The organism is Ruegeria sp. CDSA021, assembly GCF_059612325.1.
Window position 1 is genome coordinate 77,686 of sequence record NZ_JBXWQJ010000005.1, and the last position, 24,200, is coordinate 101,885.

A 24,200-nucleotide genomic window follows, 5' to 3' on the forward strand; every position below is an offset into this window, starting at 1 on the left:
ATCTTGCTCAGGATTCTGATTGCCTGCCTTTTGGTAGCAACCGTTGCCGGCTGTGCAGGTTCTAACCGTCCACAAGCTGACCAGGCCGAGGTCGTCTCGAGATCTTATCGTGATCCCGGACCTTCCACGCTGACGCTCTACACAATGATCAACACGCGCACCGGATCCGGGGCACATACCTCGTTGATGATTTCGGGCAGTGAGCGGGTGATCTTTGACCCTGCCGGCTCATTCAGGGCGGATGTTGTTCCGATGAAGGACGATGTGCTTTACGGCATAACTCCGGCGGTCGAGCGAGCCTATCGCAGCTCTCACGCGCGCGAGACGCATTACGCGCGCATCCAGACCATTCAGGTGACCCCACAGCAGGCTGAAATTGCCCTGCAGCTTGCTAAGCAATCCGGTCCGGTCGCCGGTGCGTTCTGTACCAACTCCACCTCGCAACTATTGAAGCAGGTGCCGGGATTCGAGCAGATTGATGTCACCTTTTACCCGGTAAACCTGTCGGATCAGTTCGCGCAGATTCCGGGCGTCGTGACCGAGGAGTATCGGGAAAGCGATGATGCGGATCTGCAAAAAGGTCTGGCTGCGAACAATGCGCGCCTTAACCAGTTGGACGGGGTCTCAACTCAGTAGAAACAGCAAACCGTAGAGGGTGGCGGCCCCGGAAAAGATGGCGGCCAACACGTTTTTGCTGATCACACCTACAACCAACGCAACTGCTGCCGCTGACATCCGGGGAAGGTCAGGCTGCCCTTCGGTCGCCGAGGGCCAGACAACCAATGGTGCGATCAATGCAGGCAGAATCGCAACTGCCGTGTACCGCAGGTGACGCAGCAGCCAGGTCGGCATCGGGCGGTCACCTACAAGGCCGATAAAGACAAATCGCAAGGCATAGCTGCCTATGGCCAGGCCTATTATGATGGTCCAGATGGTGACGGGATCGGTCTGGGTCATCGTTGCAACTTTCTGCGCTCTAGGATCAGTTCCGCTTGTGCTCCGGCGATCATTCCCGCAGACCCTGCGATCAGCAGGCCCAGATTGAACGGGATTACGACGGTCAACAGCGACACTGCGATGGCCACCAGCGCCGCGACCACATGTGCAAAGGTCCGCATCATCGGCCCGATCATGGCCAGAAATGTGATTGGCAGGGCGAAATCCAGCGCCCAGCTTTCCGGAATCTGCGCGCCCAGTACTGCGCCTAGGTAGGTGGCAAGAATCCAGAGCGGTGTGATCGGCGTGACCGAACCCACGAAATAAGCCATGCGTTGCGACACCGACAGGTCGGGCTCTTTCTCGAACCGCACAATGGAGCAGGCATAAGACTGGTCCACGGTCAGATAGGCGGCAAAGGCGCGCTGCCACATCGGTGCCGCACCCAGGTAAGGTGTCAGCGATGCGGAGTACATCGCCATACGTAAATTCACCGCCAGCGCTGAGATTATGATAATCGCCGTCGGCGTGTTGTCCTGCAGCAGTTGTAATGCCGCAAACTGTGCCGCTCCGGCAAAAACGGTCGAAGTAAAAGCCATTGTCTGAACAATGGTTAGCCCGGCTTCGGTCGCGAATACACCAAACAACAGGCCAAAGGGCACGGCGACGAAGATAAAGGGTGTCCCGTCGCGAAAACCTTTCCAGAAGTAAGACTTGGATGTGGCAGAGGCCATGGCTAAATCCTATGGTGATGCCTGCAGCAGTATCTGTCTTGGGAAGGGGTTGCAATTGGCCACGGAAATCGACCTGTCGGACTATCTTGTCGCCCCTGATCCGGGCTCGGACCGCCTTACCCGGGCGGTTGAAGGTGTGGACCAGAACGGCGAGGCCAGCCAGATTTCAGTGGTTGAAGAACGCCCGTTGACGATCTTTCTCAATTCTCAGGAAATCGTGACGGCGATGACCATCGGCGACTATCCTGAATATCTGGCTTTGGGCTTCCTGCGCAATCAGGGGATGCTGTTGGCGGATGATGAGATTATCCGCGTGGACTATGACGACGATCTTGAAACCGTTGTTGTACGAACAGCGCGTGAGACATCGTATGAGGATAAGCTGAAGAAGAAGACCCGCACCAGTGGTTGCGCTGTCGGCACTGTCTTTGGCGACATGATGGAGGGTCTTGAGGACGTGCAGCTGCCGCAGGTGCAGGTGCGTACGTCGTGGCTGTACGATCTTGCCTCCAAGATCAATCGTACCCCGTCGCTTTATCTTGAGGCTGGCGCAATCCACGGCACGGTCCTTTGCCGCGAAAATCGCCCGCTGGTCTACATGGAGGACGTGGGCCGCCACAACGCTGTCGACAAGATCGCAGGCTGGATGCTGTCAGAAGGCGAGGTGGCCGAGGACAAGATCCTTTACACCACCGGTCGCCTGACATCCGAGATGGTGATCAAGACGGCAATGATGGGCATCCCGGTTCTGGCTTCCCGTTCTGGCTTCACCGCCTGGGGTGTCGAGATCGCGCGCGAGGTTGGGTTGACGCTGATCGGTCGGATGCGCGGGCAGCGCTTCGTCTGCCTGTCGGGCGAAGATCGCCTGCTGCGCGACGTAGACCCGTCAACCGTTGCGGGTGAGGACAAAAAACATCGCCGGAAGAGTGCCAATGAATAACCTTCTCAAGAAACCGCTCGGCATCATTCTCGCAGGCGGGCAGGCTACCCGGATGGGCGGCGGTGACAAGGGCTTGCTGCAGATCGGTCAGCAAAGCCTGCTTTCTCATGTCATCGACCGCCTGTCCCCACAGGTAAACGGTCTTGCCCTGAACGCCAATGGCGACTCGGGAAGGTTTGCCGACCTGAACCTGCCCATCCTACCCGACACGATCGAAGGTTTCGCCGGGCCTCTGGCCGGTGTGCTGGCCGGGCTGGACTGGGCGGCAGAGCAGGGGGCGGACAGCATTGTGACTGCTGCCGCTGATACACCGTTCTTTCCGCGCGACTTGGTGGCGCGACTGCAAGAGGCCGCGGAAGGGCAGACGTATCCTCTGGTTTTGGCCACGACCCCACGCACGGGAGCTGAGGCGCTGAAATCCGGTGGGGGCAGGCGGGTCAATCGACACCCGACCTTCGGCCTCTGGCCCGTGGCGCTGCGCGACGATCTGCGTGCGGCGCTGACAGATGGGCTGCGCAAGGTGGTGCTGTGGACTGACAAGCATGACGGGCGAGAGGCGTTGTTCGATGCCGACCCGTTTGACCCGTTCTTCAATGTCAACACGCCAGAAGATCTGGACCGCGCCCGAATGTTGTTGGAGCAGGCATGAGGGTCTTTGGCGTCACCGGGTGGAAGAATGCCGGAAAGACAGGGTTGATGGAACGATTGGTGGCCGAGATCACAGGCCGGGGCTTTACGGTCTCGACGGTTAAACACGCGCATCACGGCGTCGATGTAGATCAGCCCGGCACCGACAGTCACCGCCACCGGATGGCAGGGGCCAGCGAAGTTCTGCTTGCCTCAGGTCAGCGCATTGCCGTGATGCAGGAGCTGCGCGGTGCACCAGAGCCTGCATTGGATGAACTGCTGTCACGGCTTTCACCGGTCGACCTCGTGCTGATCGAAGGCTTCAAGCGTGAAAACCACCCCAAGATCGAAGCGTTTCGGGTCGAGGCGGGCCATACGCTAATGGCCCCCGAGAACACGACCATACGTGCTGTAGCCAGCGACACTCCGCTGGATTTGGACCGCGCGGTTATTGATCTGAATGACACCACAGAAATTGCGGACTTCATCCTGAAAGAAGTCGGTTTGTGAACCTGTTCCAGACCTTTGCGATGGTGGATTGGTCTGGCGGAAACGACACCGGGCCGACCCCGCGCAAAGATGCGATCTGGGCCTGTATTGTGCGCGAAGGGTGCTTGTTGGAACCCGAATACCTGCGAAACAGGTTGGTTGCTGAACAGTGGCTTGAGGCCCTGATCCGCACCGAGCTTGATGCAGGACGCCGCCTGTTTCTGGGGTTCGATTTCCCGTTTGGTTATCCGGCCGGATTTGCCCGGGCGATGATGGGTGCGGACGATCCCCTGGCTTTGTGGGACTGGTTCGAACGGCATATTGAGGATACGCCTAAGGCGAACAACCGTTTTGATCTGGCAGGTCAGATCAACCTGAATTTCGGAGGCAACGGCCCGTTTTGGATGAACGGTCTGCGTCGTGACATCGACGGTCTGCCACGCACGAAATCCGACTATGCCAACCCCTTCCCGGACCGCCGTGTCGTGGAAACCCTGGCAAAGGGCAGCTTTACCTGCTGGCAGATGGCAGGCGCGGGGGCTGTTGGTGGACAGGTGATGATGGGGCTACCGGTTCTGAATCGGCTGCGTCATCGCTTTGCCGGGCAAGTCGCGGCCTGGCCTTTCCAGCCGCTGGGAACACCCGTCGCCTTTGTAGAGATCTGGCCATCTCTGACCCTTGGAGCGCCGCCAGCAGGGCGGATCAAGGATGCCTGGCAGGTCGAACAGGTTGCCTTGACTCTGTCACGTCTGTCAGAGAATGAGTTGAAAGCGCAATTGAATGTCTCAGCGGCAGAGGAAGGTTGGATATTGGGTGTAGCTCAGGACAAGCCGAACATAGCCCCACCCCCGTTGCGCAACGATTGCTTTGCGCTGCCCGCTGGGGTCGAGTGGACACCTGTGGATGAGGCTTTGACCTTTCTGCGCGACAGATTGCACCCGATCACATCTGTTGAAACGCTTGCACTGACCAAGGCGAGTGGGCGCATTCTGGCCGAGGATGTGATCGCCCAGCGTTCGAACCCGCCCCAGCCCAACACTGCGGTGGACGGGTTCGGGTTCGCAGGCCCCGTCCCAGTTGGCACGCAGGTCATGCCTCTGGTTGACGGGCGCGCGGCGGCGGGGATTCCATTTGAGGGTCACGTGCCCGAAGGTCGGGCTTTGCGTGTCCTGACGGGCGCGGCGCTGCCTGATGGGGTGGACACGGTTATTCTGGAAGAGGATGTCACGGTCAAAGATGGCCATATTGCCTTCCATGGCCCGCTGAAAAAGGGGGCCAACACACGGCGCGCGGGCGAAGATGTTGCGGCCGGTGACATGGCTTTGCCCGTCGGGCGTCGATTGACACCTGCCGATCTTGCGTTGCTGTCCGCTGTGGGAATCGCCGAGGTAAATGTGCGCAAGCCGCTGCGCGTGGCGGTGGTTTCAACCGGTGATGAGCTGGTCGAACCCGGAGACATTGCCGGTCCAGGGCAGATTTTCGACGCCAACCGCCCGATGTTGCTTTCATTGATCGAGCGGATTGGGTTCGTGCCCGTTGATATGGGGCGTGTTTCGGATGATCGGGATGCCTTGCGGGACCGGTTGGACCAGGCCGCAGGTCAGGCCGACGTGATTCTGACCAGCGGAGGTGCGTCTGCTGGCGACGAAGATCACGTGTCCGCCCTGTTGCGTGAAGCGGGGGCGATGCAGCACTGGCGGATTGCGTTAAAGCCGGGACGTCCGTTGGCCTTGGGCTTGTGGTCAGGCGTGCCGGTGTTTGGCCTGCCGGGCAACCCGGTGGCTGCCATGGTCTGCACGCTGATCTTTGCACGCCCCGCGCTGGGCCTGATGTCGGGCGAAGGTTGGGTGGAACCGCAAGGGTTCGAGGTGCCTGCCGCTTTTGAGAAACGCAAGAAACCTGGCCGCCGTGAATACCTGCGTGCCCGGATGCGTAATGGGCGGGCCGAGGTGTTCCATTCGGAAGGATCGGGCCGGATCAGTGGGCTCAGCTGGGCCGAAGGCTTGGTCGAAATCGAAGATGGCGCGCGGCACATCAAGCCGGGCGACCCAGTACATTTCATACCGTACGGGAGCTTTGGTGATTGACCATCGCAATTTCACCCGGATTTGCTGACCAAGAGCGCGCGCAGGCAGCGGCGCTGTTCTGGCAGGCGTTCCGGGCCAAACTGAACAAGGTTATGGGCCCTGACGAAAAGGGTCTGGCCTTTTTTGAAACTGTATTGAACCCGGACTTTGCGCTGGTTGCGCGGGATGACACGGGCCGGATGCTGGGTCTGGCAGGGTTCAAGACGCGCGCTGGCGGTTTGGCCGGAGGCAGCGTGTCTGAACTCGCCGGGGTCTATGGCTGGTTTGGGGCCATTTGGCGCGCCCTTATTCTGAGCGTGCTGGAGCGTGAGTTGAAACCGGGTGTGTTCCAGATGGATGGCATCTTTGTCGCCGCCGAAGCACGTGGCAAGGGCGTGGGCACGGCCCTTTTGGGTGCCGTCAAGCAAGAGGCCTGCAACAGAGGAATGTCAGAGGTTCAGCTGGATGTGATTGACACAAACCCCCGCGCCCGTGCCTTGTATGAGCGTGAAGGGTTTCGGCCTGTTGGTGAAGAAAAAACCGGGCCACTAAAACACCTGTTCGGCTTCAGCATTGCGACGAAGATGTCCTGGCCGGTCGTAACTTCCTAGTCGAAGGTTCCGGCCACGCGGCCCAGCAACATGAACGCGCGCGCCGTGCGTGTTTCCCCCAGTGCGCTCAGTTCCGCATCGCTTGCGGCGGGTTCGAACTCGGCCATCATCTTGTCGAAACGGCGTAGGAAATGATGGGCCGCGTCGCGGAAGATCGGATCCTGTTTCATCCGGGCTGCTGTCAGCGCCAGTGAAGACCTGTCGCGGACACCCCCCAACGCGGCAACGGCGCGGCCGCGTGTGCCTTGGGCGAATTGACGCCAGATTTCTGGCCGAGCCATATCAGGGCGTAGGTCATCCATATAGATGCCTTCTTGGCTCAGCAGGGTCAGAACATCCTGCGAAGCCTGGACAATCTGCGCTGTCTTGCGGTCTTTCAGCGCAATGCGCAGTGCATTGAACCCTTCGGTGTCATCCTGTGTTTCCGGAAAGTTCAGCGCACGGATGAAAACTGAGGTGCTGAGCGGCGGCGCAATCTCCTCCGCAGGCGTTCCCAGTTCGAGCGAGGTTTGGTCGCCTGGAGCGGAGGATTGCGCCGAGGCGGTCGTCGGAGCGGTGCGCTTGGTTGAGAATGTCGCCAGTGCGTTCTCCGTTTTCCGGGTGGCCGCTGCGATTTCGTCCAGCTTTTTTGCCACGGCAGGCTCATAGGTGCTGGAGGCACGCTGCTGCTGCGCAACGTAAGCCTGCCGAATGGCATCAATCGCCGTTTGCAGCCGTTCGCTTTCTTCGCGCATCACCCGGCTGGCGCGCATTGCCGTGGCCGCGACCCAGATCATGGCCACGGGCATGAACACCGCCAGAAAGGTGACAATGAAGCCGCCGCTTTGACCCTGTTCCGGAAGCACCAGAAAGACAACCGACACCACCAGCCAGATCAGGCTGAGCACCAACGCGGCGATCTCAATTTCAGTGACAGCCGATGCCTTTGGGCGATCATAGATGCCCAGCGAGGTCGGTCTTTCTGTTTCCGGGTCAGGTTTGGGCCCCGACATAACATGCGCTCCGGTCAGGCGTACTCAATACTAAGAATTTCATAAGACCGCACGCCACCGGGCGTGCGTACTTCTACACTGTCCCCCTCGTCCTTGCCGATCAGGGCGCGGGCGATGGGAGATTTGATGTTCAGCAAGCCGTTTTCGATATTGGCCTCGTATTCACCAACAATCTGCCACGTCTTTTCTTCATCGGTGTCTTCGTCGACCAATGTAACTTTTGCGCCAAACTTGACTGCGCCGGTCAACTTGGCCGGGTCAATGACATCGGCAAGTGAAAGGATACCTTCCAGCTCCTTGATACGCCCTTCAATGAAACCCTGCTTTTCGCGAGCCGAATGATATTCAGCGTTTTCCTTCAGGTCGCCCAGTTCGCGCGCCGATGCAATCGCCTCGATGATCGCCGGGCGTTCAACGGATTTGAGGTTCTTCAGCTCAGCCGCGAGCGCGGCATTGCCCGCAGGCGTCATTGGGATCTTTTCCATACTCTCTACGTCCACGCATAAATTGAGTCGCCCCGCCGCACAGAAGCGTCGGGGCGAATGTTAGGTTGACGAATACCTGACCCAAATGCCACGTGAATTGCAAGAGGTGACAGCGTCAGAAGCGATCAATTCGCGACTTCGCGCCGTTTTGATTTGGGATGCGGCCTGTGGCGATGATCGGGATGCCGCGACCTGCGCCAGCGCTGAGACGGGGTGCTGAGCCACAACATCTCAATCATATTGTACAACTTCAAACTCGATACCGTTGTCATCCCTGAAATAGAACCGACGTCCTGGTTCGTAGTCGGCATGGTTGTGGGGTTCGAATCCTGCTTTGCGCACTTTGGCTTCGGTGGCATCGATGTCTTCGACCAGTACTCCCACATGGTTCAGCCCGCCGATCACATCATAGCTGCTTTCGTCTGACGGTCTTGGCTCATCAGGTTTGTACAGTGCCAGATATGTATGAGCGGAACCGACGTGAACAGTGTATCCGCCTGAAATTGCCGGGCCTTCCCAGCGGGTTTCCCAATCAAAGACCTTTTGCATCCAGGCGGCCGAAGCCTGCGGGTCGCGGACAGTGAAATTGGTATGTTCAAGCGTTGCCATCATGGGATCTCCTGTTTTTGACTTGTCACGACTCACCGTAATTTCTAAACCTAACTTTAGGTCAAGGTAATTTTTTGAGGCTTTGATGGCTGTTTCAGAGGGGCTTGCAATTGGCGCATTGGCCCGGCGCACCGGGTTGGCGGTATCGGCCATCCGGTACTATGAAGCGCAGGGTCTGATCTCGCCCTGGCGCAACGCGGGTGGGCAGCGGCGTTATCAGCGGGCAGACATCCGGCGGCTGAGCTTTGTGATGATTGCGCAGCAGTTTGGCCTGACCTTGCCGGAAATCCGTGAGGTTTTGTCGGGCCTGCCGGGAAGTCGCACGCCAACACCGCAGGATTGGAAGGCCATTAGTGTGCAATTGCGCGCCCATCTGGACCAGCGAATCGATACTCTGATGCGGTTACGCGACAATCTGGATGGCTGCATCGGCTGCGGGTGCCTGAGCTTGCCGAAATGTGCGCTCTACAACCCAGATGACAGGGCAAAATCGCATGGTAGCGGTCCCAGATACCTGATGGGGGATGCGCCAGAGGCATGATGTGTCGAATAGCGCCCTTGTTACGCCGTGTTTCGATTGACCAAGGTCTTTCCGAGCATGTAATCACCCGTGAAACAAAATTGCGCAGATCAGGCGGTGACAGCGCCAAATCGGAAAGTTAGCTAGGGAGCCCGCGATGGCCGAGATTGAACGCGAAGCGATGGAATACGATGTGGTGATCGTGGGTGCAGGTCCCGCGGGCCTGTCTGCGGCCATTCGTCTGAAACAGCTGGATGCCGACCTGAACGTCGTGGTGCTGGAGAAGGGCTCGGAAGTTGGCGCGCACATCCTTTCGGGTGCGGTTCTTGATCCCTGTGGTCTGGATGCACTTATCCCGGACTGGAAAGAAAAAGGCGCACCGCTGAACGTGCCAGTTGAGGAAGACAACTTCTACATGCTGGGTGAAGCGGGCAAGATTCGCATCCCCAATTTCCCGATGCCGCCGCTGATGAACAACCACGGCAACTATATCGTCTCGATGGGCAATGTCTGCCGCTGGATGGCCGAGCAAGCCGAAGAGTTGGGCGTCGAAATCTTCCCGGGCATGGCGTGCTCGGAAATGGTTTTTGGCGACAATGGCGAAGTCAAAGGCGTGGTTGCCGGTGTCTTTGGTCTGGAAGCTGACGGCTCTTACGGCCCCAACACCGAGCCGGGCATGGAGTTGCACGGCAAATACGTCTTCCTGTCGGAAGGTGTGCGCGGATCGCTGTCCAAAGAAGTCATTGCCAAGTATGACTTGTCTGCCGGTAAAGAACCGCAGAAGTACGGCGTCGGAATGAAAGAGATCTGGGAGATCGACTCTGCCAAGCACAAGGAAGGCCGCGTCACGCACACAATGGGCTGGCCTCTTGGCAGCAACGCAGGTGGTGGGTCGTTCATCTACCACCTTGAAAACAATCAGGTCTATGTCGGTTTCGTGGTTCACCTGAACTACAAGAACCCGCACCTGTATCCGTACATGGAATTCCAGCGCTTCAAGCATCACCCGATGGTGGCCGAGCTGCTGAAAGGCGGCAAGCGTGTCTCATACGGTGCCCGTGCCATCACCGAAGGCGGCTTTCAGTCGATGCCTAAACTGGTCGCTCCGGGTGTGGCGCTGCTGGGCTGCTCAGCCGGCATGGTCAACGTGCCGCGCATCAAGGGCAACCATAACGCAATGCTGTCCGGTAAAGCCGCAGCCGAGGCCGCGTTCGATGCGATCAAGGCCGATCGTTCGGGTGACGAACTGACCGCCTATGAAGCCGACGTGCGCGAAGGCGCGATTGGCAGCGACCTGAAGAAGGTACGCAACGTCAAGCCGCTGTGGTCAAAATACGGCCTGACCGCCTCACTGGTGTTGGGTGGCATGGACATGTGGACCAACACGCTGGGCTTCTCGGTGTTGGGTACGCTGGGCCATGGCAAGAACGACGCAGAGTCGACCGAGGATGCAAGCAAGCATCAGCCGATCGACTATCCGAAACCTGATGGTGTGCTGTCCTTCGACCGCCTGACCAACGTGTCTTTTGCGGCGACCAATCATGAGGAAAGCCAGCCCTGCCACCTGAAGCTGGCCGACCCCGAGATCCCGGTCAAAGTGAACCTGCCCAAGTTCGATGAACCGGCGCAGCGTTACTGCCCGGCGGGCGTATACGAGATGGTGGAGGATGAAAGCGGTCCGCGATTCGTCATTAACTTCCAGAACTGCGTGCACTGCAAAACCTGCGACATCAAGGATCCCAGCCAGAATATCACGTGGACAACGCCGCAAGGTGGGGACGGTCCGAACTACCCTAATATGTAAGCGAAAAAGCGGGCACTGGCAGGGTCGTGAAGGCTCTGCCATTGCCTCTTGCCAGCCAAAGCCCTAGCTTGAATGTCAGTCAACGATAGCAAGGCAGGATTTCGGTGGTTTCCCTCGTTCGTCGCGCGGCTTTGTCCGTGCTGCTCATGTCGTCGGTCGCAGTACCGGCTTACTCAGACTCGGGCGCAGGGTCATATTTGGCCGGGCGACAGGCAATCTACGAAAGTGATTATGCCGCAGCCGAGCGGTATTATGCCCAAGCACTGAAGTTCGATTCCCAAAATCCCCTTTTGTTGGAAAGCGTTGTTGTGGCGCGCCTTGCATTGGGCGAGATCGAACGCGCATTGCCGGTCGCCCAGCAGATCGAAGCAGCCAACCTGCCCAGCCAGGGCGCACGCATGGTGATTGCGGCCAATCTGATTGCAGATGGCAAATATGACGTCCTTCTGGCCCGCGACCCTGAAACACAGGGTGTCGGGCCATTGGTGGACGGGTTGATGATCGCTTGGGCCCACTTGGCGCAGGGTGAGATGACAAAGGCGATGGAGCAGTTTGATGCCGTTGCCACGCAAGAGGGCCTGAGGGAATTTGCGCTGTATCACAAGGCTATGGCTTTGGCCTCAATCGGCGATTTTGAAGGTGCCGAGGCGGTCTTTGCAGCCAATGACGGCGCGATTGCACGCTTTACGCGTCGGGCGGCTTTGGCACGAACCGAGGTCCTGTCGCAACTGGATCAGAACGAAGACGCAATTCAGTTCCTAGAAGATGTTTTCGTCGCAGGCAGCGACCCGACCATCGAGAACTATACCAGCCAGTTGGAGGCGGGTGAAACGTTGCCCTTTACCCATATCCGTTCTGCTCAGGATGGTATGGCCGAGATTTTCTTTTCCGTTGGTGTCGCGCTGAACGCTGAGGCGTCGCCGGACTATGTTCTTCTTTACACACGATTGGCCAGTTTTCTGCGCTCAGGTCACGTGGATGCCATTCTGCTGAGCGCAGACCTACTAGACCAGCTGGAGCAATACGACCTGGCGGTTGCGGCCTATCGTACGGTTCCGGCGGACAGCAACGATCACCACGCGGCAGAGCTGGGTCGGGCCGAGGTTCTGGACCGATCGGGTAAAACCGATGCTGCCGTCGAGGTGCTGCAAAACCTGGCAACGCAAGATCCTGACCTTCCGGGTGTGCATGTGGCATTGGCCGATCTGCAGCGGCGTCAGGAAAACTATCAGGCGGCAGTGACGTCTTATGACACGGCAATCGCGCTGACAGACAATGCGGCAGGGGGCAACTGGTTCTTGCACTATGCCCGCGGCATCAGCCACGAGCGGCTGAAACAGTGGGACGAGGCCGAAGCAGATTTCCGCCGTGCTCTTGAGCTGAACCCGGATCAGCCGCAAGTTCTGAATTATCTGGGCTATTCCCTTGTCGAGCGCAAAGAGAAACTGGACGAGGCGCTGGACATGATTCAACGCGCCGCCGCGGCCCGTCCGGACAGCGGTTACATTGTCGACAGCCTGGGCTGGGTCCTGTTCCGTCTGGGTCGCTATGACGAAGCTGTTGAGCAGATGGAGAGTGCCGTAGAGCTGATGCCGGTCGATCCGGTGGTGAATGACCATCTGGGCGATGTCTATTGGGCAGTGGGCCGGGCGCGTGAGGCCGAATTCCAGTGGAAACGGGCGCTGTCTTTTATCGACCCGGAAGATACCGATAGTGAGGCCGACCCGGATCGTATTAGGCGCAAGATCGAGGTGGGGCTGGATGCCGTGCTGGCCGAAGAGGGTGCCGAACCTTTGAAAGTCGCTAATGGAAATTGAGGCGTTTGCGCCCGCCAAGATCAACCTGACCCTGCATGTGACCGGTCGCCGGGACGACGGCTATCATTTGTTGGATTCGCTGGTGGTCTTTGCAGACATGGGCGATCAGCTGACGTTTGAACCCGGACCTGCATTGTCCATAGATGTGCGCGGAGAGTTTGCCAATGGGGTTCCCACGGACGACCGCAATCTGGTGTGGAAAGCAGCCGAGGGCGTCGGTTGGACCGGGCATATCGAGCTCAGCAAATCTTTGCCCCACGGGGCGGGTATCGGGGGCGGTTCGTCGGATGCCGCTGCCACACTTCGGACTTTGGCGGGGCAAGGCTTTGATGTTCCACCGAATTTGCCGTTGTCATTGGGGGCAGATGTGCCCGTCTGTCAGGCGGGCCGAGCGATCAGGATGCAGGGCATTGGTGACCGATTGGTTGATGTGAACCTTCCGCACCTGCCGGCCCTATTGGTCAACCCGAACATACCAGTGCCGACAGGCGCCGTTTTCAACGCGCTGGCGTCCAGAGACAATCCACCGATGCCAGAGTGTATCCCTGAATTCGAAAACGCTTACGATTGCGCCCAGTGGCTGCGCGAACAGCGAAACGATCTGGAGCAGCCTGCCATGGCCGTTGCGCCCGAGATCGAGCAGGTTCTGGATGAGTTGAGCACGACCAATCGCGCCCTTGTGGCGCGCATGTCGGGGTCGGGGTCAACCTGCTTTGCGCTTTACCCGACGATGAAAGACGCACATTTCGCAGCTTATGAGATCGGCGCAGCCCATTCTGGTTGGTGGTGCCGCGCCACTCAGCTTAATTGAGGCGCGAGACCACGTAATCGGCCAGGTCACGCAGCAGGCTGCGAATCTCGTGATCAGGCAACAGGTCCAATGCGGCTTTGGCTTTCTTGACCCAACCCAAAGCGTCTTTCCGGGTTTCCTCAAGCGTGGCGTATTTTTCCATCAGCCGCAGCGCATGATCCAAATCGCCGTCCTGCTGACGACCCTTTTCAATGGTACGCTCCCAGAAGGTGCGCTCCTCGGGTGTGGCTTGAGCCACGGCCTTGATCACTGGAAGGGTCAGCTTGCGTTCGCGGAAATCATCGCCCACGTTCTTACCGGTTGCCTTGCTGTCGCCCTGATAGTCCAGCAGGTCGTCCGCTATCTGGAAAGCGATGCCCAATGAGTCACCGTAGTCGAACAGGGCTTTGACTTGTTCTTCCGACGCGCCAGCGATCACGCCGCCGACCTCGGTCGCAGCAGAGAACAACGCGGCTGTCTTGCCGCGTACGACCTGCAAATAAACGCTTTCATCCGTGCGCAGATCGGTTGCCGCCGTCATCTGCAACACTTCGCCTTCTGCAATGGTGGCCGAGGCGTTGGCCAGAATGTCTAAAACCCGAAGTGAGCCGGTTTCGACCATCAGTTGGAAGCTACGCGAAAACAGGTAATCGCCGACCAGAACGCTGGATTTGTTATCCCACAGCAGATTTGCGGTTGGACGACCGCGCCGCTTATCGCTTTCGTCCACCACGTCGTCATGCAGCAGGGTCGCGGTGTGAATAAATTCAACAGTAGCGGCAAGGCGCACATGGTGGTCGCCAGCATAGCCAAACAGATGCGCGGCGGCCAATGTCAGCATTGGACGCAGACGCTTTCCACCCGCTTCAACAAGATGCTGAGTCACCTCGGGGATACGCGGCGCGTGGTCCGACGCCATCCGTGTGCGGATCAGGCCATTCACGGCCTCCATCTCACCCGCCAACAGTTCAGCGAGGCGCTCATGCGGTTTTGAGATCATGTCGACGGTCATCACACTCCTGATACAAGGCTCGACTTCCGCCTCGCCTTGCCCTTACATCCATCCCCATGAAAGAACTACTGCGCAGTACCGATCCGACAATCCTGGCCTTTGCATCCGCTCTCCTTGAGGGCGAGGATATAGACTGCTTTCAGATGGACGTAAATATGAGCATCCTCGAAGGTGGTATCGGAATCTTCCCCCGGCGCCTCATGGTTCGGACCGAAGACCTGACCCGGGCCGAGCGTGTAATGCGCGATAATGAGATTCCGCTGGGCCGATGACCCGCTTTGATGACAAAGAATTGACCTGCAACGATTTCCTGGGTGGCCAGATTCGTATGTTGCAACCCGTGTCGGGGTATCGCGCCGGGTTAGACCCGGTTTTGCTGGCTGCGTCTGTTCCTGCTAAGGCCGGGCAGTCCGTATTGGAACTGGGATGTGGTGCCGGAGCGGCCATTCTGTGTCTGTCGGCACGGGTTCCCGGCCTTCATTTGACAGGTATCGAATTGCAACAGGCTTATGCCGATCTGGCGCGCCGGAACGCGGAGATCAACAGTGTGGAACTGGATTTGATTGAGGCAGACCTATCCGCTTTGCCGGCCGAGATCCGGCAGCGCCAGTTCGATCACGTCATTGCCAATCCCCCCTATTACCGCGCCGGAGCGCATAGTCGCGCCCGCGACGCTGGCCGAAGCATTGCTTTGGGGGAAGACACCCCCTTGCATGACTGGATTACTGTTGCGGCCAAACGTCTGGCCCCGCAAGGGTATCTGCATATGGTCCAGAAGGCAGATCGCCTGCCGGACATGATAGTGGCCTGTGCGGGCAAACTGGGCTCGGTTGAAGTGTTGCCGCTTTGCGCACGCGCAGGTCGAGAGGCCGAACTGGTCATATTGCGGGCTCGCAAGGGGGGGCGTGCAGCATTTCGCCTCCATGCGCCATTGATTTTGCACGCGGGCGAGCGCCACGAAACAGATGGCGAAAGCTATACCGAGCAGGTTTCCGCAGTGCTTCGGCAAGCCGCCCCGTTGCCCCGGCTCTGACGTCTATCGGCAATGACCAGCCGATTTTGTCGGATTTATTACAGATTCTGTGCTTGTGCAGCGTGACAGGGTGGAGCCGATGTGGTCAACTTCTTACGTGACATACAGACACGTAAACAAGGAGGATCGCAATGAGCGTGAGCGCACATCTGACGGAACTGAAGAAAAAGCACGAATCTCTCGGTCTCGAAGTGGAACAAGCCCAACGCTCGCCGGGCATTGATGATCTCCATATAGCTCAGTTAAAGAAACAGAAGCTCAAACTCAAAGAAGAGATCGAACGCCTGTCCGCTTAAGCTTTCAGGCTGGCGCGGGCCGCGATCAAGGCCCCGCCAGTGATCAAAAAGGCCGCAATCGCCAGGCCCCAGGACGGGGCGGCGATTCCGGCGACCACCAAAGCAAGGGTCGACAACAACGGGGCCGCATAAGATGAGGTTCCGAGGATTTGAATGTCGCCCTGCTTGACCCCAATATCCCAAACATAAAACGCCGCTCCGACAGGCCCCAGGCCAAGCGCCAGAACCGAGACCCAGCCAAGGGTTGTGTCTGGAAATACCGTGTCTTCCAAAGCCAGATGTAGCAGGCCAGACGCCAGCGCGGCTGCAAGGCAAAACACCGCGACCGAACTGGTTGGTGTATCACCCAGTTTGCGCGACAGGACGGAATAGCCCGACCATGTCAGCGCGCAGAGCAGGGCCAATGCGTATCCGGGCAAGTGTTGTGCCTGAAAGCCTGCCCCTCCGCCGCCTGCGATGATCACAGCAGCCCCTGCAAAACCAAGACAGGCCCCGATCAGATGCCCGATGCGCAGATGTTCACCCGGAAGCAGGCCCGACATAAGCACGATGAGCAGAGGCCAGAGATAGGCGATCAACCCAGCCTCGGCTGCGGGGGCCATGCGCAGGGCTGAAAAATACAGCGCGTGATAACCAAACAGACCCAAAGTACCAAACAGGTAAGTGGTCCAGGGAACCTTTTTCAAACCGCTCAACCCGCCGGTTGCCGTCGCCCAGATCAGACCCAAAGCGCCGCCGATCGTAAAGCATATTGTGTTCAGCAGAAGAGGCGGCGTGGGCGCAGACCCGACAGTGAACAACGCAAGTAGGGACCACAGTAAAACGGCCACAAAACCGATAGCGGTTGCACGCATTTTTGTCATAGGGGGGAAACCTCTTCAATCGGTATGATTTTGAACTCATCCGATATATGCGCGGTTTTTTCAATTTCAGTCAGGAACCAATCGCGAAAAGCTGCGATCTGAGGTTTTTTCTCGGCCCCCGGAAGGCACAAGAACCGGAACCGACCTTTGGTTTCCAAGGCTGTTTTGAACGGCGCAACCAATCGGCCTTCGGTCAGATCCTTGAGAATCATGGCGCGCCGCCCAAGTGCCACGCCAACACCGGCGACGGCAGCATCGATCGCGTGATCGGCATTGGAAAAATGTGCGCCATGGGTTGGGGTGAAATCGATGCCCACGGCGCGGAACCATGCAGGCCAGTCGCAGGGCGGGGTCAGAAAGCTGATCGACTCGTCATGGATCAAAGGGGCTTTTTGCAGGCTATCCGGAGTGGGGAATTGTTCCGCCAATTCCGGGGTCATGACAGGGGTCAGCCATTCCTTTCGCACAGGAACAGAGTGCAACCCTTCGTCTGCCGCGTTCCCGAAACGGATGGCGACATCCACGTCGTCCCGCTCAAGGTCCATGTTGCGCAGCGTGGCCGAGAATTTCAGATCGATTTCAGGATGCGCGCGGGCGAACTCGTACAGCCGTGGGGCCAGCCATTTGGCCGTCAGCGCGGGACCTGCGGTAACGGTCAGGCTGTTGTTGTCTTCCTGCCTTCGCACTGCGCGCCATGCGGATTGCAATGTTGCAAAGCCTTCAGACGCACCAGGAGCAAGAGCGCGACCTGCCTCGGTCAGTTCAACGGCGCGGTTCAAACGGCGAAACAGCGGTCGCCCCAGATGTTCCTCAAGCGATTTGATCTGAAAGGACAGGGCGGCTGGTGTTACATGCAATTCCTCTGCCGCCTTCGCGAAAGACATGTGCCGGGCCGCGGCGTCAAACGCACGGAGCGCGGTCAGCGGTGGAAGATAGTCACTCATAGTGAAGTAAATCTTAACTGAAGGTCCAAGAAAGCTCGTTTGTCGGCTTGTAATTAGAAGCACATATTCGCATCAGGTCAAGCAAATCTAAGTTGAAACAAGGAGACGGCCATGATCGAGATGACGACAAATCCCGCCGCCCAGATGGCGATCCTGCGCGCCCATCAAGAGCGCAGCCAGGTGGTCTGGCAGTTTTGGGGATGGATTTTCGGTTCCCGCTGATCGCTGCGCGCGCGATCTTACGGGATAAGAAAGGGCCGGTCCAAATGGACCGGCCCGTTTTTTCTTCTGATATACGGATCAGACGAAGAACTGCGCACCGTTGGCCGAGATGGTCGAGCCGTTGATGAACTGCGAGTCATCCGAGGCCAGGAACGCAACACAGCGCGCGATTTCTTCAGGCTCACCCAAACGGCCAGCCGGGATCTGGCCGATGATGGCCTCGCGGACCTTTTCGGGCACTGCCATAACCATTTCGGTTGCGATGTAGCCGGGGCAGATCGCGTTGGCGGTGATGCCTGCACGTGCGCCTTCCTGCGCCAGAGACTTCACAATACCCAGATCACCTGCTTTGGTCGCGGCATAGTTTACTTGCGCGAACTGGCCTTTCTGACCGTTGATCGAACTGATGACGATCACGCGACCAAACTTGCGCTCGCGCATGCCAGGCCAAACAGGGTGCACGGTGTTGAACACTCCGGTCAGATTGGTGTCGATCACGTCTTTCCACTGATCGGGCGTCATTTTGTGGAATGGTGCATCGCGGGTGATGCCTGCGTTGGCGACAACGATATCGATGGGGCCAACTTCGGCCTCCACTTTCTCGATGCCTGCTTTGGATTCGTCATAATCGGCGACGTTCCACTTGTAGGTCTTGATACCGGTCTCTTCGGTGAACTTCGCGGCGGCTTCGTCATTCCCTGCATAGGTGGCCGCAACATTGTACCCTTCGGCCTTGAGCGCCTTGGAAATTGCTGCGCCGATGCCGCGGGAACCGCCGGTAACGAGTGCTGTACGTGCCATTTATGACTCCTCCAATTTCAGTTGTCTTGATAATGCTGTTACTTTGAGAGGTGATCTTGCGCAATATTGTTTCGTCATTATTCTTCGGATTCCGAATGGCAATATCGTCGCATCAAAGGGGCAATACCCCAATGTAACAAAAAAGGGCGTCCAGCGGACGCCCTTTTCTATTTGGTTTTTGGAACACTTAGTCGCGCTCCACACACAGGGCGACACCCATGCCGCCACCGATGCACAAGGTCGCCAGACCTTTCTTCGCGTTGCGGCGCTTCATTTCGAACAGAAGCGTGTTCAGAACGCGGCAGCCCGAGGCGCCGATCGGGTGGCCAATTGCAATCGCGCCGCCGTTGACGTTCACGATTGAAGGATCCCAACCCATGTCCTTGTTTACAGCGCAGGCTTGCGCGGCAAAGGCTTCGTTGGCTTCGACCAGATCCAGATCGTCAACAGACCAGCCTGCCTTTTCCAGCGCCTTGCGCGAGGCATAGATCGGGCCTACGCCCATGATCGACGGGTCCAGACCTGCGGTTGCATAAGATGCGATGCGGGCCAGGGGCTCGATCCCGCGCTTTTCCGCGTTTTCAGCGGACATCAGCAGGGTCGCGGCGGCACCGTCATTCAAGCCCGACGCGTTGGCGGCGGTCACCGAACCGTCTTTGGCGAAAGCCGGACGCAGCTTTGCCATGGCTTCCATTGTTGCGCCGTGGCGGATGTACTCGTCCTTGTCCATCACGATGTCACCCTTGCGGGTCTTGATGGTGAAGGGCACGATCTCATCGGCGAAATTGCCTGCTTTTTGAGCGGCTTCGGCCTTGTTCTGCGAGGCAACAGCGAATTCATCCTGCATGTCGCGGCTGATCTGCCATTTCTCGGCAACATTCTCGGCAGTCTGGCCCATGTGGTAGCCGTTGAAAGCATCCCACAAACCGTCGCGGATCATTGTGTCGATATACTTCATATCGCCCATCTTGTGGCCAGCGCGCAAAGCTGCGGCATGGGGCGACAGAGTCATGTTTTCCTGACCACCGGCAGCGACGATCTCGGCATCGCCCAGCTGAATGTGCTGTGCGCCAAGGGCCACGGCGCGCAGGCCCGAACCACAAACCTGGTTGATCCCCCAGGCCGCGCTTTCCTGCGGCAGGCCGGCGTTGATATGGGCCTGACGGGCCGGGTTCTGGCCTTGGGCGGCTGTTAGAACCTGCCCCAAAATGGTTTCGCTGACTTCGCCTTTCTCTACTCCGGCGCGTTCGACAACTGCCTCCAGGACGGCAGCGCCCAGATCATGTGCAGGGGTGTTCGCAAACGAACCACCAAAGCTGCCGACACCTGTGCGTGCGGCGGATGCGATTACTACGTTGGTCATATGATCAGTCCTTTACCGTCATGGGCCAGCGGAATGTCTGACGGCGCAGGCCGAGAGGAGCCCTCTCGAAACAAGAGCGCCCCGTGATCCCCCGCTCAAGTACCCATGCAATAGCGTAATGCTGCACATGCAGCAACGGTCAGCTTGTCTCAGCGTCAAATGAGGGAAACACTTTCCCGCTAAAGCAAGGTTAAGTCCCTGATTTAGAACTTCTTTCCTGCTTCCAGGGGGCCGAGACGCTGGGCGCGCCATACAGGTAGCCTTGCAGGCAATCCACACCAACGGACATCAGGAACGCCGCATCCTCTTGAGTTTCGACCGATTCGGCAGTGACCAGAATCTCAAACTCCCGTGCCACCGCGATCAAGGCGCGCACCAGTGTCTGATTGTCGGGATTGTTACTGATGCCCCGAACAAATTGACCGTCGATCTTGGCGGCATCGAAAAAAAACTCACGAAAGTGACGGAAACTGAAATTGCTGGCACCAAAATCGTCAAGTGCAAAGGCGATACCGCGATCCTGTAGGCGATCCATAAAGTCGATGACCAATTCGGGCACCTGCATCGCCGAGCTTTCAGATATTTCAAGGATCAGCCGCTCACCCAGTGCAGAGTCCCGCTTGAGGAACCGATCAAGAATAGCCGACCATTTCGAATATCCGATCGATCGCGCCGACATATTGATCGACAGACGAATCTCAGGGTTCCGCACCAGAGTTCGCAGCCCAAACTCCAGCGCAACACAATCCAGGTCCCGGCCAATGGGGGTATTCTCAACCTGTGGCATGAACTCGCGCGCGGGGATGACCCGCCCCGTTTCATCGAGAACGCGAATGAACCCTTCGTAAAACGCAATACCATTCGGAGGATGTGTTTGCACGACGGGCTGAAAAGCCAGCTTGCACTGTTTGTGTTTCACCGCATCGGTTGCCATCTGAACAACCGAACGATCACGGGTCGACACCGCGGCGTTCAGCGGGTTTTCCGATCCATCGGGCAGATTAGCGAGTTTCTTGTTTCCCATAGCGCCGATTCCCATGTGCCCGTGACAGTTGGTTTGTCCAGGGCAGGTGTTTCGACACAGTTTCGGGGTAAACAGATGAATCTGCGGTTAAGGCGCCAGCAGTTTCAGGAACTATCGAGAGGTGTTCCAAGCGCGGGCAAGGGACGATGCTGCACTCAACACAGCTCCTATGGCGCCTGACAACATCAGGGCGAAGCCCAACACGATCCACACAGGTGCTGCGCCATTCAATGCTGCAAACATCGCGAGCAAAAGGCCGGATAACCCGAAATAGGTGGAAATCACTGCCAAACGGTTCATATCGACCCTCGTTCACTCTTTGACCACAGTTGAGAGTCGATATGGCCCGTAAAGCCTAATTTTCAAGGGGTATTGCGGGTGTCGCAGCCTGTATCAAACACGTTCTGCCTGTCCGCTGGGCAGTTTAGTGTCGAATTGCTCAAATCCGGGCGTTCCGCGATCTTCTGGATGGTGGGCCAGATGTTTGGCCTTGATCTGTTCCGAGCTGTCGCGGCTGCCATCGTGACTGTATCCCGGCGGAGCAAAGCAATAAGCCAATCGTTGACGCAGTGTCAGACCGGGTTGGATCGCATCACGCCAGATGCCGACCCATTCGTGAAAGGCCACACGCAGCGGGTTGAAGGTACCGATATTGTGAACCAGCCCGAAATCGACGCGGTCGTTTTCCTGTTCTGGCACAAAAGTATTGAACATCTTATCCCAGATGATGAAGACACCCGCATAATTACAATCCAGATACCGTGCATTCCGGCCGTGATGGGCGCGGTGATGGCTGGGTGTGTTCATAACGGCCTCGAACCAGCGGGGCATCTTTCCGATGGCTTCGGTGTGGATCCAGAACTGATAGATCAGGTTCAATCCGCCGACAAACAGAACCATGGCCGGATGGAATCCGATCAGGATCAATGGCGCGCGCACAACCATCATGAGCGTAAAGGTATAAGTCCAGGGCTGCCGCAGAGCGGTTGTCAGGTTGTAATGTTGCGAGCTGTGGTGGTTGACGTGGTTGGCCCAAACCCAGCGGATGCGATGGCCAAAACGATGCACCCAGTAATAGCGGAAATCGTCCAGCACAAAGCACAGGATGATCACCGGGATCGAAGTTCCCAAATCAAGCGGTGTAATCTGCCACAGCCACATAAAAAAGCCATAGGCGATAAAGCCCAGCAAAAACCCGGACGCAATATTGCCCGCGCCCATGATCAGCGAGGTCACTGCATCACGCGTCTCGTACCGCCCGCCTTTGCCTTTGACGGCGATCCACAAGAACTCTGCCAAAATCGCAGCCACAAAAAAGGGAACCGCCCATTGAACGGCATCGGGGAAACTGATCTGATCTGTCATTCGGGCTCCATCAGGTGGCGCCAGTGCGCGCGCTCTATTTCGTCCAGGCGGATGAGGGTGCCAGGGGTGCCGAAGTCGTGAAACTGGATTTCAAAACCTTCGGGGTGCTCGATCCAGTCGAAATCCAGCAGATGACGGGCCACGGTATCGGCGCCAAACGACCACAGCAGCCCTGCGCCGGTTTCTGTGCGCACCAGCGCAGCGTGACGGTCATTCGAGACCGTGACATCAATGATGGTGTCGTCCGGTGCGTGTCGCAACCATTGATCGCGTGCGGTTTCGGGTGTCAGCACGAAAGGTTCCGACCGACCCGTCAGATGTAAAAGCAGTGTGATCCCGGCGATTCCTCCGACCACCAGAATCAATAGAATTTCCAAGGGCATCCCATCCTCCTGCGGATACCCTGCAAAGACGTGTTGAGGCTGTCAAAGGTGGCGTTGCGTCAGGTACGCTCCAGACGTTCAAGGATTTCATATTGGACAACGCGCTGAACGAAGGGCACCAGCCCATCAGGGCCCGAGGCCCGATCCTTGAGGTGGATGCAGATATCCGGACGGCGGGCAGCAATGATGCCTACAATTTCGCCGCGGACCGTGTCGTCCAGACCCGCCCCCAAAATGGCGCAGGCAATCCGAGGCTCAGCATCCAACTGCTTTCGGACTTCGTCCGTGTCGTGCGCACCCAGCCATTGAATCGGCAGGTGATCCAGTTGCCGTGCTACATCCCCAATCACATTTGGCAACCGTCCGATCAGCAGTACGACAGGTTTCATCGTTGCCTCCATTTCAACTGCAAATCATGCCCTGCCCCGCAGGGCAGAGACAGTATAACACGAGATTGAAATGTTCCGTCGCTTTTAGTTGTTGACCGAATAGATGGTCGTTTTTCCCTTGCCTTTTTCGCGGGTCATACGGGCAGAAGCTCCGTCAATTTCCCAAAGCTGACAATCCGTACCCAATGCCTTGCCGTCCAGTACTCCGTTTCGGCACCAGAATTTTTTGTTCCAAACCCAGGTTCCGCTAAATTTCTTGCCACTCTTGAGTTTGGCTGAAATCGTGCCATCGGCATTTGCGACAAACACATTGCCCTGTTCGTCGATCAGCTTCTTACCAACTATATCAGCATTGAACTGTTTCGATGTCTTGATCCGTTTGTAGTCGGCATTTGCGGTGCCAGTGATTGCCAATGCGCCCGCAACTGCAAGGAACAAAATCGTATGTTTCATAATACCCTCCCACGCTTTAAGCGCGGGAGGGTATTATAATCCTGCAAATTTTTCTAATCGTGTTAACTTTCTGCGCCAACAAGCGTCGAGATGATCGCCTTGGCGCTGTCAGAATTCCATTCGGCATCGCCGATCAGGCGGGCGATTTCCTGACCTTCAGGGTTCAGGATGACCGTGATCGGCAGCGCAATCACCCCGAACTCACGCGCGGCAGCCGAGCTGGGGTCCTGATGGCGAGGCAGGTTGGCAATGCCATTCTCTTCAAAGAATTTCTTGATACCGGCAGGTGAGTTGCGACCCGTGGCCAACGTCAGAACCTGAAACTTGTCGCCGCCGAATTCTTCCTGAAGCTCTGCAATCTGAGGCATTTCCTTGCGGCAAGGTGCACACCACGTGGCCCAGAAATTCAGCAGCACATATTTGCCCTCATAATCCGCAAGCGTGCCAACACCGCCATCGTCCTCCAGCTGGAATTCGATCGATTTGGCGGGTTTGGGTTCCTTATGCAGGATCAAACGCTTCAGGCTGTCTTCCCGCAGCGGGGCGAGTGTCTCGGCATCGGTCGCTAATGCGGCGTTTGCACCCAGCGCAAGGGCCATATAAAGGGGGATCAGACGAAATAGGCGCATATC

The 24,200-nt window shown here is 57.7% G+C and carries 30 protein-coding genes; 13 read left to right on the forward strand and 17 right to left on the reverse strand.

The features are described from left to right. Positions 1-3 precede the first annotated feature (3 nt). Positions 4-636: a hypothetical protein gene (locus AC2FLD_RS08170; protein WP_050604021.1), complete on the forward strand. Its 633-nt coding sequence runs from the start codon at positions 4-6 to the stop codon at positions 634-636. Here the strand turns inward: AC2FLD_RS08170 and AC2FLD_RS08175 are convergent. Next, the gene (locus AC2FLD_RS08175) at positions 625-957 is read right to left on the reverse strand and encodes an AzlD domain-containing protein (RefSeq protein WP_496668524.1); all 333 of its coding nucleotides are present in this window, start codon (positions 955-957) and stop codon (positions 625-627) included. The two genes, AC2FLD_RS08170 and AC2FLD_RS08175, sit on opposite strands and share 12 nt — an antisense overlap. Continuing rightward, on the reverse strand, positions 954-1,670 hold the full coding sequence (locus tag AC2FLD_RS08180) for an AzlC family ABC transporter permease (protein WP_496668526.1): 717 nt from the start codon (positions 1,668-1,670) through the stop codon (positions 954-956). The genes AC2FLD_RS08175 and AC2FLD_RS08180 overlap by 4 nt, the downstream gene beginning before the upstream one ends. Between AC2FLD_RS08180 and AC2FLD_RS08185 the strand changes: the two genes are divergently transcribed. Genes AC2FLD_RS08185 through AC2FLD_RS08205 form a run of 5 tightly spaced genes read left to right on the forward strand, consistent with a single transcriptional unit; the run spans position 1,669 to position 6,403 of the window. Beyond that, entirely contained in the window at positions 1,669-2,610 is a 942-nt protein-coding gene (locus tag AC2FLD_RS08185; protein ID WP_496668528.1) for a formate dehydrogenase accessory sulfurtransferase FdhD, read from the forward strand. The genes AC2FLD_RS08180 and AC2FLD_RS08185 overlap by 2 nt on opposite strands. Next, positions 2,603-3,259: a molybdenum cofactor guanylyltransferase MobA gene (gene mobA, locus AC2FLD_RS08190; protein WP_496668530.1), complete on the forward strand. Its 657-nt coding sequence runs from the start codon at positions 2,603-2,605 to the stop codon at positions 3,257-3,259. Before AC2FLD_RS08185 ends, mobA begins: the two co-directional genes overlap by 8 nt. Then, a complete protein-coding gene (gene mobB, locus AC2FLD_RS08195) occupies positions 3,256-3,747 on the forward strand; it encodes a molybdopterin-guanine dinucleotide biosynthesis protein B (protein WP_496668532.1) in 492 nt (163 codons plus the stop codon). The genes mobA and mobB overlap by 4 nt, the downstream gene beginning before the upstream one ends. Positions 3,748-3,767: 20 nt before the next feature. Beyond that, positions 3,768-5,813 (forward strand): molybdopterin-binding protein, encoded by a 2,046-nt coding sequence (locus AC2FLD_RS08200; RefSeq protein ID WP_496668871.1) that lies wholly within the window; start codon positions 3,768-3,770, stop codon positions 5,811-5,813. Continuing rightward, positions 5,810-6,403, forward strand: a complete 594-nt coding sequence (locus tag AC2FLD_RS08205) for a GNAT family N-acetyltransferase (protein WP_496668534.1) — start codon at positions 5,810-5,812, stop codon at positions 6,401-6,403. The genes AC2FLD_RS08200 and AC2FLD_RS08205 overlap by 4 nt, the downstream gene beginning before the upstream one ends. On the opposite strand, the gene AC2FLD_RS08210 is transcribed toward AC2FLD_RS08205, so the two are convergent. The 3 genes from AC2FLD_RS08210 to AC2FLD_RS08220 form a co-directional block, all read right to left on the reverse strand. Next, positions 6,400-7,395: a hypothetical protein gene (locus tag AC2FLD_RS08210; protein WP_496668536.1), complete on the reverse strand. Its 996-nt coding sequence runs from the start codon at positions 7,393-7,395 to the stop codon at positions 6,400-6,402. The two genes, AC2FLD_RS08205 and AC2FLD_RS08210, sit on opposite strands and share 4 nt — an antisense overlap. Positions 7,396-7,409: 14 nt before the next feature. Continuing rightward, positions 7,410-7,880 carry a transcription elongation factor GreA gene (gene greA / locus AC2FLD_RS08215; protein ID WP_050604027.1) on the reverse strand — a complete coding sequence of 157 codons (471 nt, stop codon included), beginning with the start codon at positions 7,878-7,880 and terminating at the stop codon, positions 7,410-7,412. A gap of 231 nt (positions 7,881-8,111) precedes the next feature. Further along, complete coding sequence (locus AC2FLD_RS08220; RefSeq protein WP_496668538.1) at positions 8,112-8,492, reverse strand: VOC family protein; 381 nt, start codon at positions 8,490-8,492, stop codon at positions 8,112-8,114. 82 nt (positions 8,493-8,574) lie between these two features. Here AC2FLD_RS08220 and soxR point away from each other — a divergent pair, with 82 nt between their 5' ends. From soxR to AC2FLD_RS08240, 4 genes are all read left to right on the forward strand, one after another. Further along, on the forward strand, positions 8,575-9,030 hold the full coding sequence (gene soxR / locus AC2FLD_RS08225; protein ID WP_050604029.1) for a redox-sensitive transcriptional activator SoxR: 456 nt from the start codon (positions 8,575-8,577) through the stop codon (positions 9,028-9,030). Between the two features lie 136 nt (positions 9,031-9,166). After that, positions 9,167-10,813, forward strand: coding sequence for an electron transfer flavoprotein-ubiquinone oxidoreductase (locus AC2FLD_RS08230; RefSeq protein WP_496668540.1), 1,647 nt, complete (start codon positions 9,167-9,169; stop codon positions 10,811-10,813). Positions 10,814-10,917: 104 nt separating this feature from the next. Then, positions 10,918-12,630 carry a tetratricopeptide repeat protein gene (locus tag AC2FLD_RS08235; protein WP_496668542.1) on the forward strand — a complete coding sequence of 571 codons (1,713 nt, stop codon included), beginning with the start codon at positions 10,918-10,920 and terminating at the stop codon, positions 12,628-12,630. Beyond that, positions 12,620-13,441 (forward strand): 4-(cytidine 5'-diphospho)-2-C-methyl-D-erythritol kinase, encoded by an 822-nt coding sequence (locus tag AC2FLD_RS08240; RefSeq protein WP_496668544.1) that lies wholly within the window; start codon positions 12,620-12,622, stop codon positions 13,439-13,441. The genes AC2FLD_RS08235 and AC2FLD_RS08240 overlap by 11 nt, the downstream gene beginning before the upstream one ends. Here the strand turns inward: AC2FLD_RS08240 and AC2FLD_RS08245 are convergent. Next, positions 13,434-14,432: a polyprenyl synthetase family protein gene (locus tag AC2FLD_RS08245; RefSeq protein WP_496668546.1), complete on the reverse strand. Its 999-nt coding sequence runs from the start codon at positions 14,430-14,432 to the stop codon at positions 13,434-13,436. The genes AC2FLD_RS08240 and AC2FLD_RS08245 overlap by 8 nt on opposite strands. Before the next feature lie 56 nt (positions 14,433-14,488). On the opposite strand from AC2FLD_RS08245, the gene AC2FLD_RS08250 reads away from it, so the two are divergent. The 3 genes from AC2FLD_RS08250 (at position 14,489) to AC2FLD_RS08260 (ending at position 15,761) form a co-directional block, all read left to right on the forward strand. After that, a complete protein-coding gene (locus AC2FLD_RS08250) occupies positions 14,489-14,704 on the forward strand; it encodes a putative signal transducing protein (protein ID WP_117870413.1) in 216 nt (71 codons plus the stop codon). Continuing rightward, the gene (locus AC2FLD_RS08255; RefSeq protein ID WP_496668548.1) at positions 14,701-15,465 is read left to right on the forward strand and encodes a tRNA1(Val) (adenine(37)-N6)-methyltransferase; all 765 of its coding nucleotides are present in this window, start codon (positions 14,701-14,703) and stop codon (positions 15,463-15,465) included. The genes AC2FLD_RS08250 and AC2FLD_RS08255 overlap by 4 nt, the downstream gene beginning before the upstream one ends. 131 nt (positions 15,466-15,596) lie before the next feature. Beyond that, positions 15,597-15,761 (forward strand): YdcH family protein, encoded by a 165-nt coding sequence (locus AC2FLD_RS08260; protein ID WP_083445267.1) that lies wholly within the window; start codon positions 15,597-15,599, stop codon positions 15,759-15,761. On the opposite strand, the gene yddG is transcribed toward AC2FLD_RS08260, so the two are convergent. From yddG to AC2FLD_RS08315, 11 genes are all read right to left on the reverse strand, one after another. Then, positions 15,758-16,624 carry an aromatic amino acid exporter YddG gene (yddG, locus tag AC2FLD_RS08265; RefSeq protein WP_496668550.1) on the reverse strand — a complete coding sequence of 289 codons (867 nt, stop codon included), beginning with the start codon at positions 16,622-16,624 and terminating at the stop codon, positions 15,758-15,760. The genes AC2FLD_RS08260 and yddG overlap by 4 nt on opposite strands. Continuing rightward, a complete protein-coding gene (locus AC2FLD_RS08270; protein WP_496668552.1) occupies positions 16,621-17,568 on the reverse strand; it encodes a transcriptional regulator GcvA in 948 nt (315 codons plus the stop codon). The genes yddG and AC2FLD_RS08270 overlap by 4 nt, the downstream gene beginning before the upstream one ends. A gap of 300 nt (positions 17,569-17,868) precedes the next feature. Continuing rightward, positions 17,869-18,591 carry an acetoacetyl-CoA reductase gene (gene phbB, locus AC2FLD_RS08275; RefSeq protein WP_050604037.1) on the reverse strand — a complete coding sequence of 241 codons (723 nt, stop codon included), beginning with the start codon at positions 18,589-18,591 and terminating at the stop codon, positions 17,869-17,871. Positions 18,592-18,778: 187 nt separating this feature from the next. Continuing rightward, on the reverse strand, positions 18,779-19,954 hold the full coding sequence (locus tag AC2FLD_RS08280) for an acetyl-CoA C-acetyltransferase (RefSeq protein WP_050604038.1): 1,176 nt from the start codon (positions 19,952-19,954) through the stop codon (positions 18,779-18,781). A 190-nt stretch (positions 19,955-20,144) separates the two neighbouring features. Then, positions 20,145-20,978 (reverse strand): EAL domain-containing protein, encoded by an 834-nt coding sequence (locus AC2FLD_RS08285; protein WP_496668553.1) that lies wholly within the window; start codon positions 20,976-20,978, stop codon positions 20,145-20,147. Positions 20,979-21,089: 111 nt separating this feature from the next. Then, positions 21,090-21,278 carry a hypothetical protein gene (locus tag AC2FLD_RS08290; protein ID WP_157054186.1) on the reverse strand — a complete coding sequence of 63 codons (189 nt, stop codon included), beginning with the start codon at positions 21,276-21,278 and terminating at the stop codon, positions 21,090-21,092. Positions 21,279-21,371: 93 nt separating this feature from the next. Continuing rightward, the gene (locus tag AC2FLD_RS08295; protein ID WP_496668555.1) at positions 21,372-22,343 is read right to left on the reverse strand and encodes a sterol desaturase family protein; all 972 of its coding nucleotides are present in this window, start codon (positions 22,341-22,343) and stop codon (positions 21,372-21,374) included. Further along, on the reverse strand, positions 22,340-22,726 hold the full coding sequence (locus AC2FLD_RS08300; protein ID WP_496668557.1) for a hypothetical protein: 387 nt from the start codon (positions 22,724-22,726) through the stop codon (positions 22,340-22,342). Before AC2FLD_RS08300 ends, AC2FLD_RS08295 begins: the two co-directional genes overlap by 4 nt. 59 nt (positions 22,727-22,785) lie before the next feature. Beyond that, entirely contained in the window at positions 22,786-23,115 is a 330-nt protein-coding gene (locus tag AC2FLD_RS08305; protein ID WP_496668559.1) for a hypothetical protein, read from the reverse strand. Between the two features lie 84 nt (positions 23,116-23,199). Then, positions 23,200-23,568 carry a hypothetical protein gene (locus tag AC2FLD_RS08310; protein ID WP_496668560.1) on the reverse strand — a complete coding sequence of 123 codons (369 nt, stop codon included), beginning with the start codon at positions 23,566-23,568 and terminating at the stop codon, positions 23,200-23,202. 62 nt (positions 23,569-23,630) lie between these two features. Then, positions 23,631-24,197, reverse strand: a complete 567-nt coding sequence (locus AC2FLD_RS08315; protein WP_050604043.1) for a TlpA disulfide reductase family protein — start codon at positions 24,195-24,197, stop codon at positions 23,631-23,633. Positions 24,198-24,200 lie beyond the last annotated feature (3 nt).

Coding starts and splice junctions, on each gene's coding strand:
- AC2FLD_RS08175 (WP_496668524.1), bottom strand. CDS start 957: ATGACCCAGACCGATCCCGTCACCATCTGGACCATCATAATAGGCCTG.
- AC2FLD_RS08185 (WP_496668528.1), top strand. CDS start 1,669: ATGGCTAAATCCTATGGTGATGCCTGCAGCAGTATCTGTCTTGGGAAG.
- AC2FLD_RS08180 (WP_496668526.1), bottom strand. CDS start 1,670: ATGGCCTCTGCCACATCCAAGTCTTACTTCTGGAAAGGTTTTCGCGAC.
- mobA (WP_496668530.1), top strand. CDS start 2,603: ATGAATAACCTTCTCAAGAAACCGCTCGGCATCATTCTCGCAGGCGGG.
- mobB (WP_496668532.1), top strand. CDS start 3,256: ATGAGGGTCTTTGGCGTCACCGGGTGGAAGAATGCCGGAAAGACAGGG.
- AC2FLD_RS08200 (WP_496668871.1), top strand. CDS start 3,768: ATGGTGGATTGGTCTGGCGGAAACGACACCGGGCCGACCCCGCGCAAA.
- AC2FLD_RS08210 (WP_496668536.1), bottom strand. CDS start 7,395: ATGTCGGGGCCCAAACCTGACCCGGAAACAGAAAGACCGACCTCGCTG.
- greA (WP_050604027.1), bottom strand. CDS start 7,880: ATGGAAAAGATCCCAATGACGCCTGCGGGCAATGCCGCGCTCGCGGCT.
- AC2FLD_RS08220 (WP_496668538.1), bottom strand. CDS start 8,492: ATGATGGCAACGCTTGAACATACCAATTTCACTGTCCGCGACCCGCAG.
- soxR (WP_050604029.1), top strand. CDS start 8,575: ATGGCTGTTTCAGAGGGGCTTGCAATTGGCGCATTGGCCCGGCGCACC.
- AC2FLD_RS08230 (WP_496668540.1), top strand. CDS start 9,167: ATGGCCGAGATTGAACGCGAAGCGATGGAATACGATGTGGTGATCGTG.
- AC2FLD_RS08240 (WP_496668544.1), top strand. CDS start 12,620: ATGGAAATTGAGGCGTTTGCGCCCGCCAAGATCAACCTGACCCTGCAT.
- AC2FLD_RS08245 (WP_496668546.1), bottom strand. CDS start 14,432: ATGACCGTCGACATGATCTCAAAACCGCATGAGCGCCTCGCTGAACTG.
- AC2FLD_RS08250 (WP_117870413.1), top strand. CDS start 14,489: ATGAAAGAACTACTGCGCAGTACCGATCCGACAATCCTGGCCTTTGCA.
- AC2FLD_RS08255 (WP_496668548.1), top strand. CDS start 14,701: ATGACCCGCTTTGATGACAAAGAATTGACCTGCAACGATTTCCTGGGT.
- AC2FLD_RS08260 (WP_083445267.1), top strand. CDS start 15,597: ATGAGCGTGAGCGCACATCTGACGGAACTGAAGAAAAAGCACGAATCT.
- yddG (WP_496668550.1), bottom strand. CDS start 16,624: ATGACAAAAATGCGTGCAACCGCTATCGGTTTTGTGGCCGTTTTACTG.
- AC2FLD_RS08270 (WP_496668552.1), bottom strand. CDS start 17,568: ATGAGTGACTATCTTCCACCGCTGACCGCGCTCCGTGCGTTTGACGCC.
- phbB (WP_050604037.1), bottom strand. CDS start 18,591: ATGGCACGTACAGCACTCGTTACCGGCGGTTCCCGCGGCATCGGCGCA.
- AC2FLD_RS08280 (WP_050604038.1), bottom strand. CDS start 19,954: ATGACCAACGTAGTAATCGCATCCGCCGCACGCACAGGTGTCGGCAGC.
- AC2FLD_RS08285 (WP_496668553.1), bottom strand. CDS start 20,978: ATGGGAAACAAGAAACTCGCTAATCTGCCCGATGGATCGGAAAACCCG.
- AC2FLD_RS08290 (WP_157054186.1), bottom strand. CDS start 21,278: ATGAACCGTTTGGCAGTGATTTCCACCTATTTCGGGTTATCCGGCCTT.
- AC2FLD_RS08295 (WP_496668555.1), bottom strand. CDS start 22,343: ATGACAGATCAGATCAGTTTCCCCGATGCCGTTCAATGGGCGGTTCCC.
- AC2FLD_RS08300 (WP_496668557.1), bottom strand. CDS start 22,726: ATGCCCTTGGAAATTCTATTGATTCTGGTGGTCGGAGGAATCGCCGGG.
- AC2FLD_RS08305 (WP_496668559.1), bottom strand. CDS start 23,115: ATGAAACCTGTCGTACTGCTGATCGGACGGTTGCCAAATGTGATTGGG.
- AC2FLD_RS08310 (WP_496668560.1), bottom strand. CDS start 23,568: ATGAAACATACGATTTTGTTCCTTGCAGTTGCGGGCGCATTGGCAATC.
- AC2FLD_RS08315 (WP_050604043.1), bottom strand. CDS start 24,197: ATGCGCCTATTTCGTCTGATCCCCCTTTATATGGCCCTTGCGCTGGGT.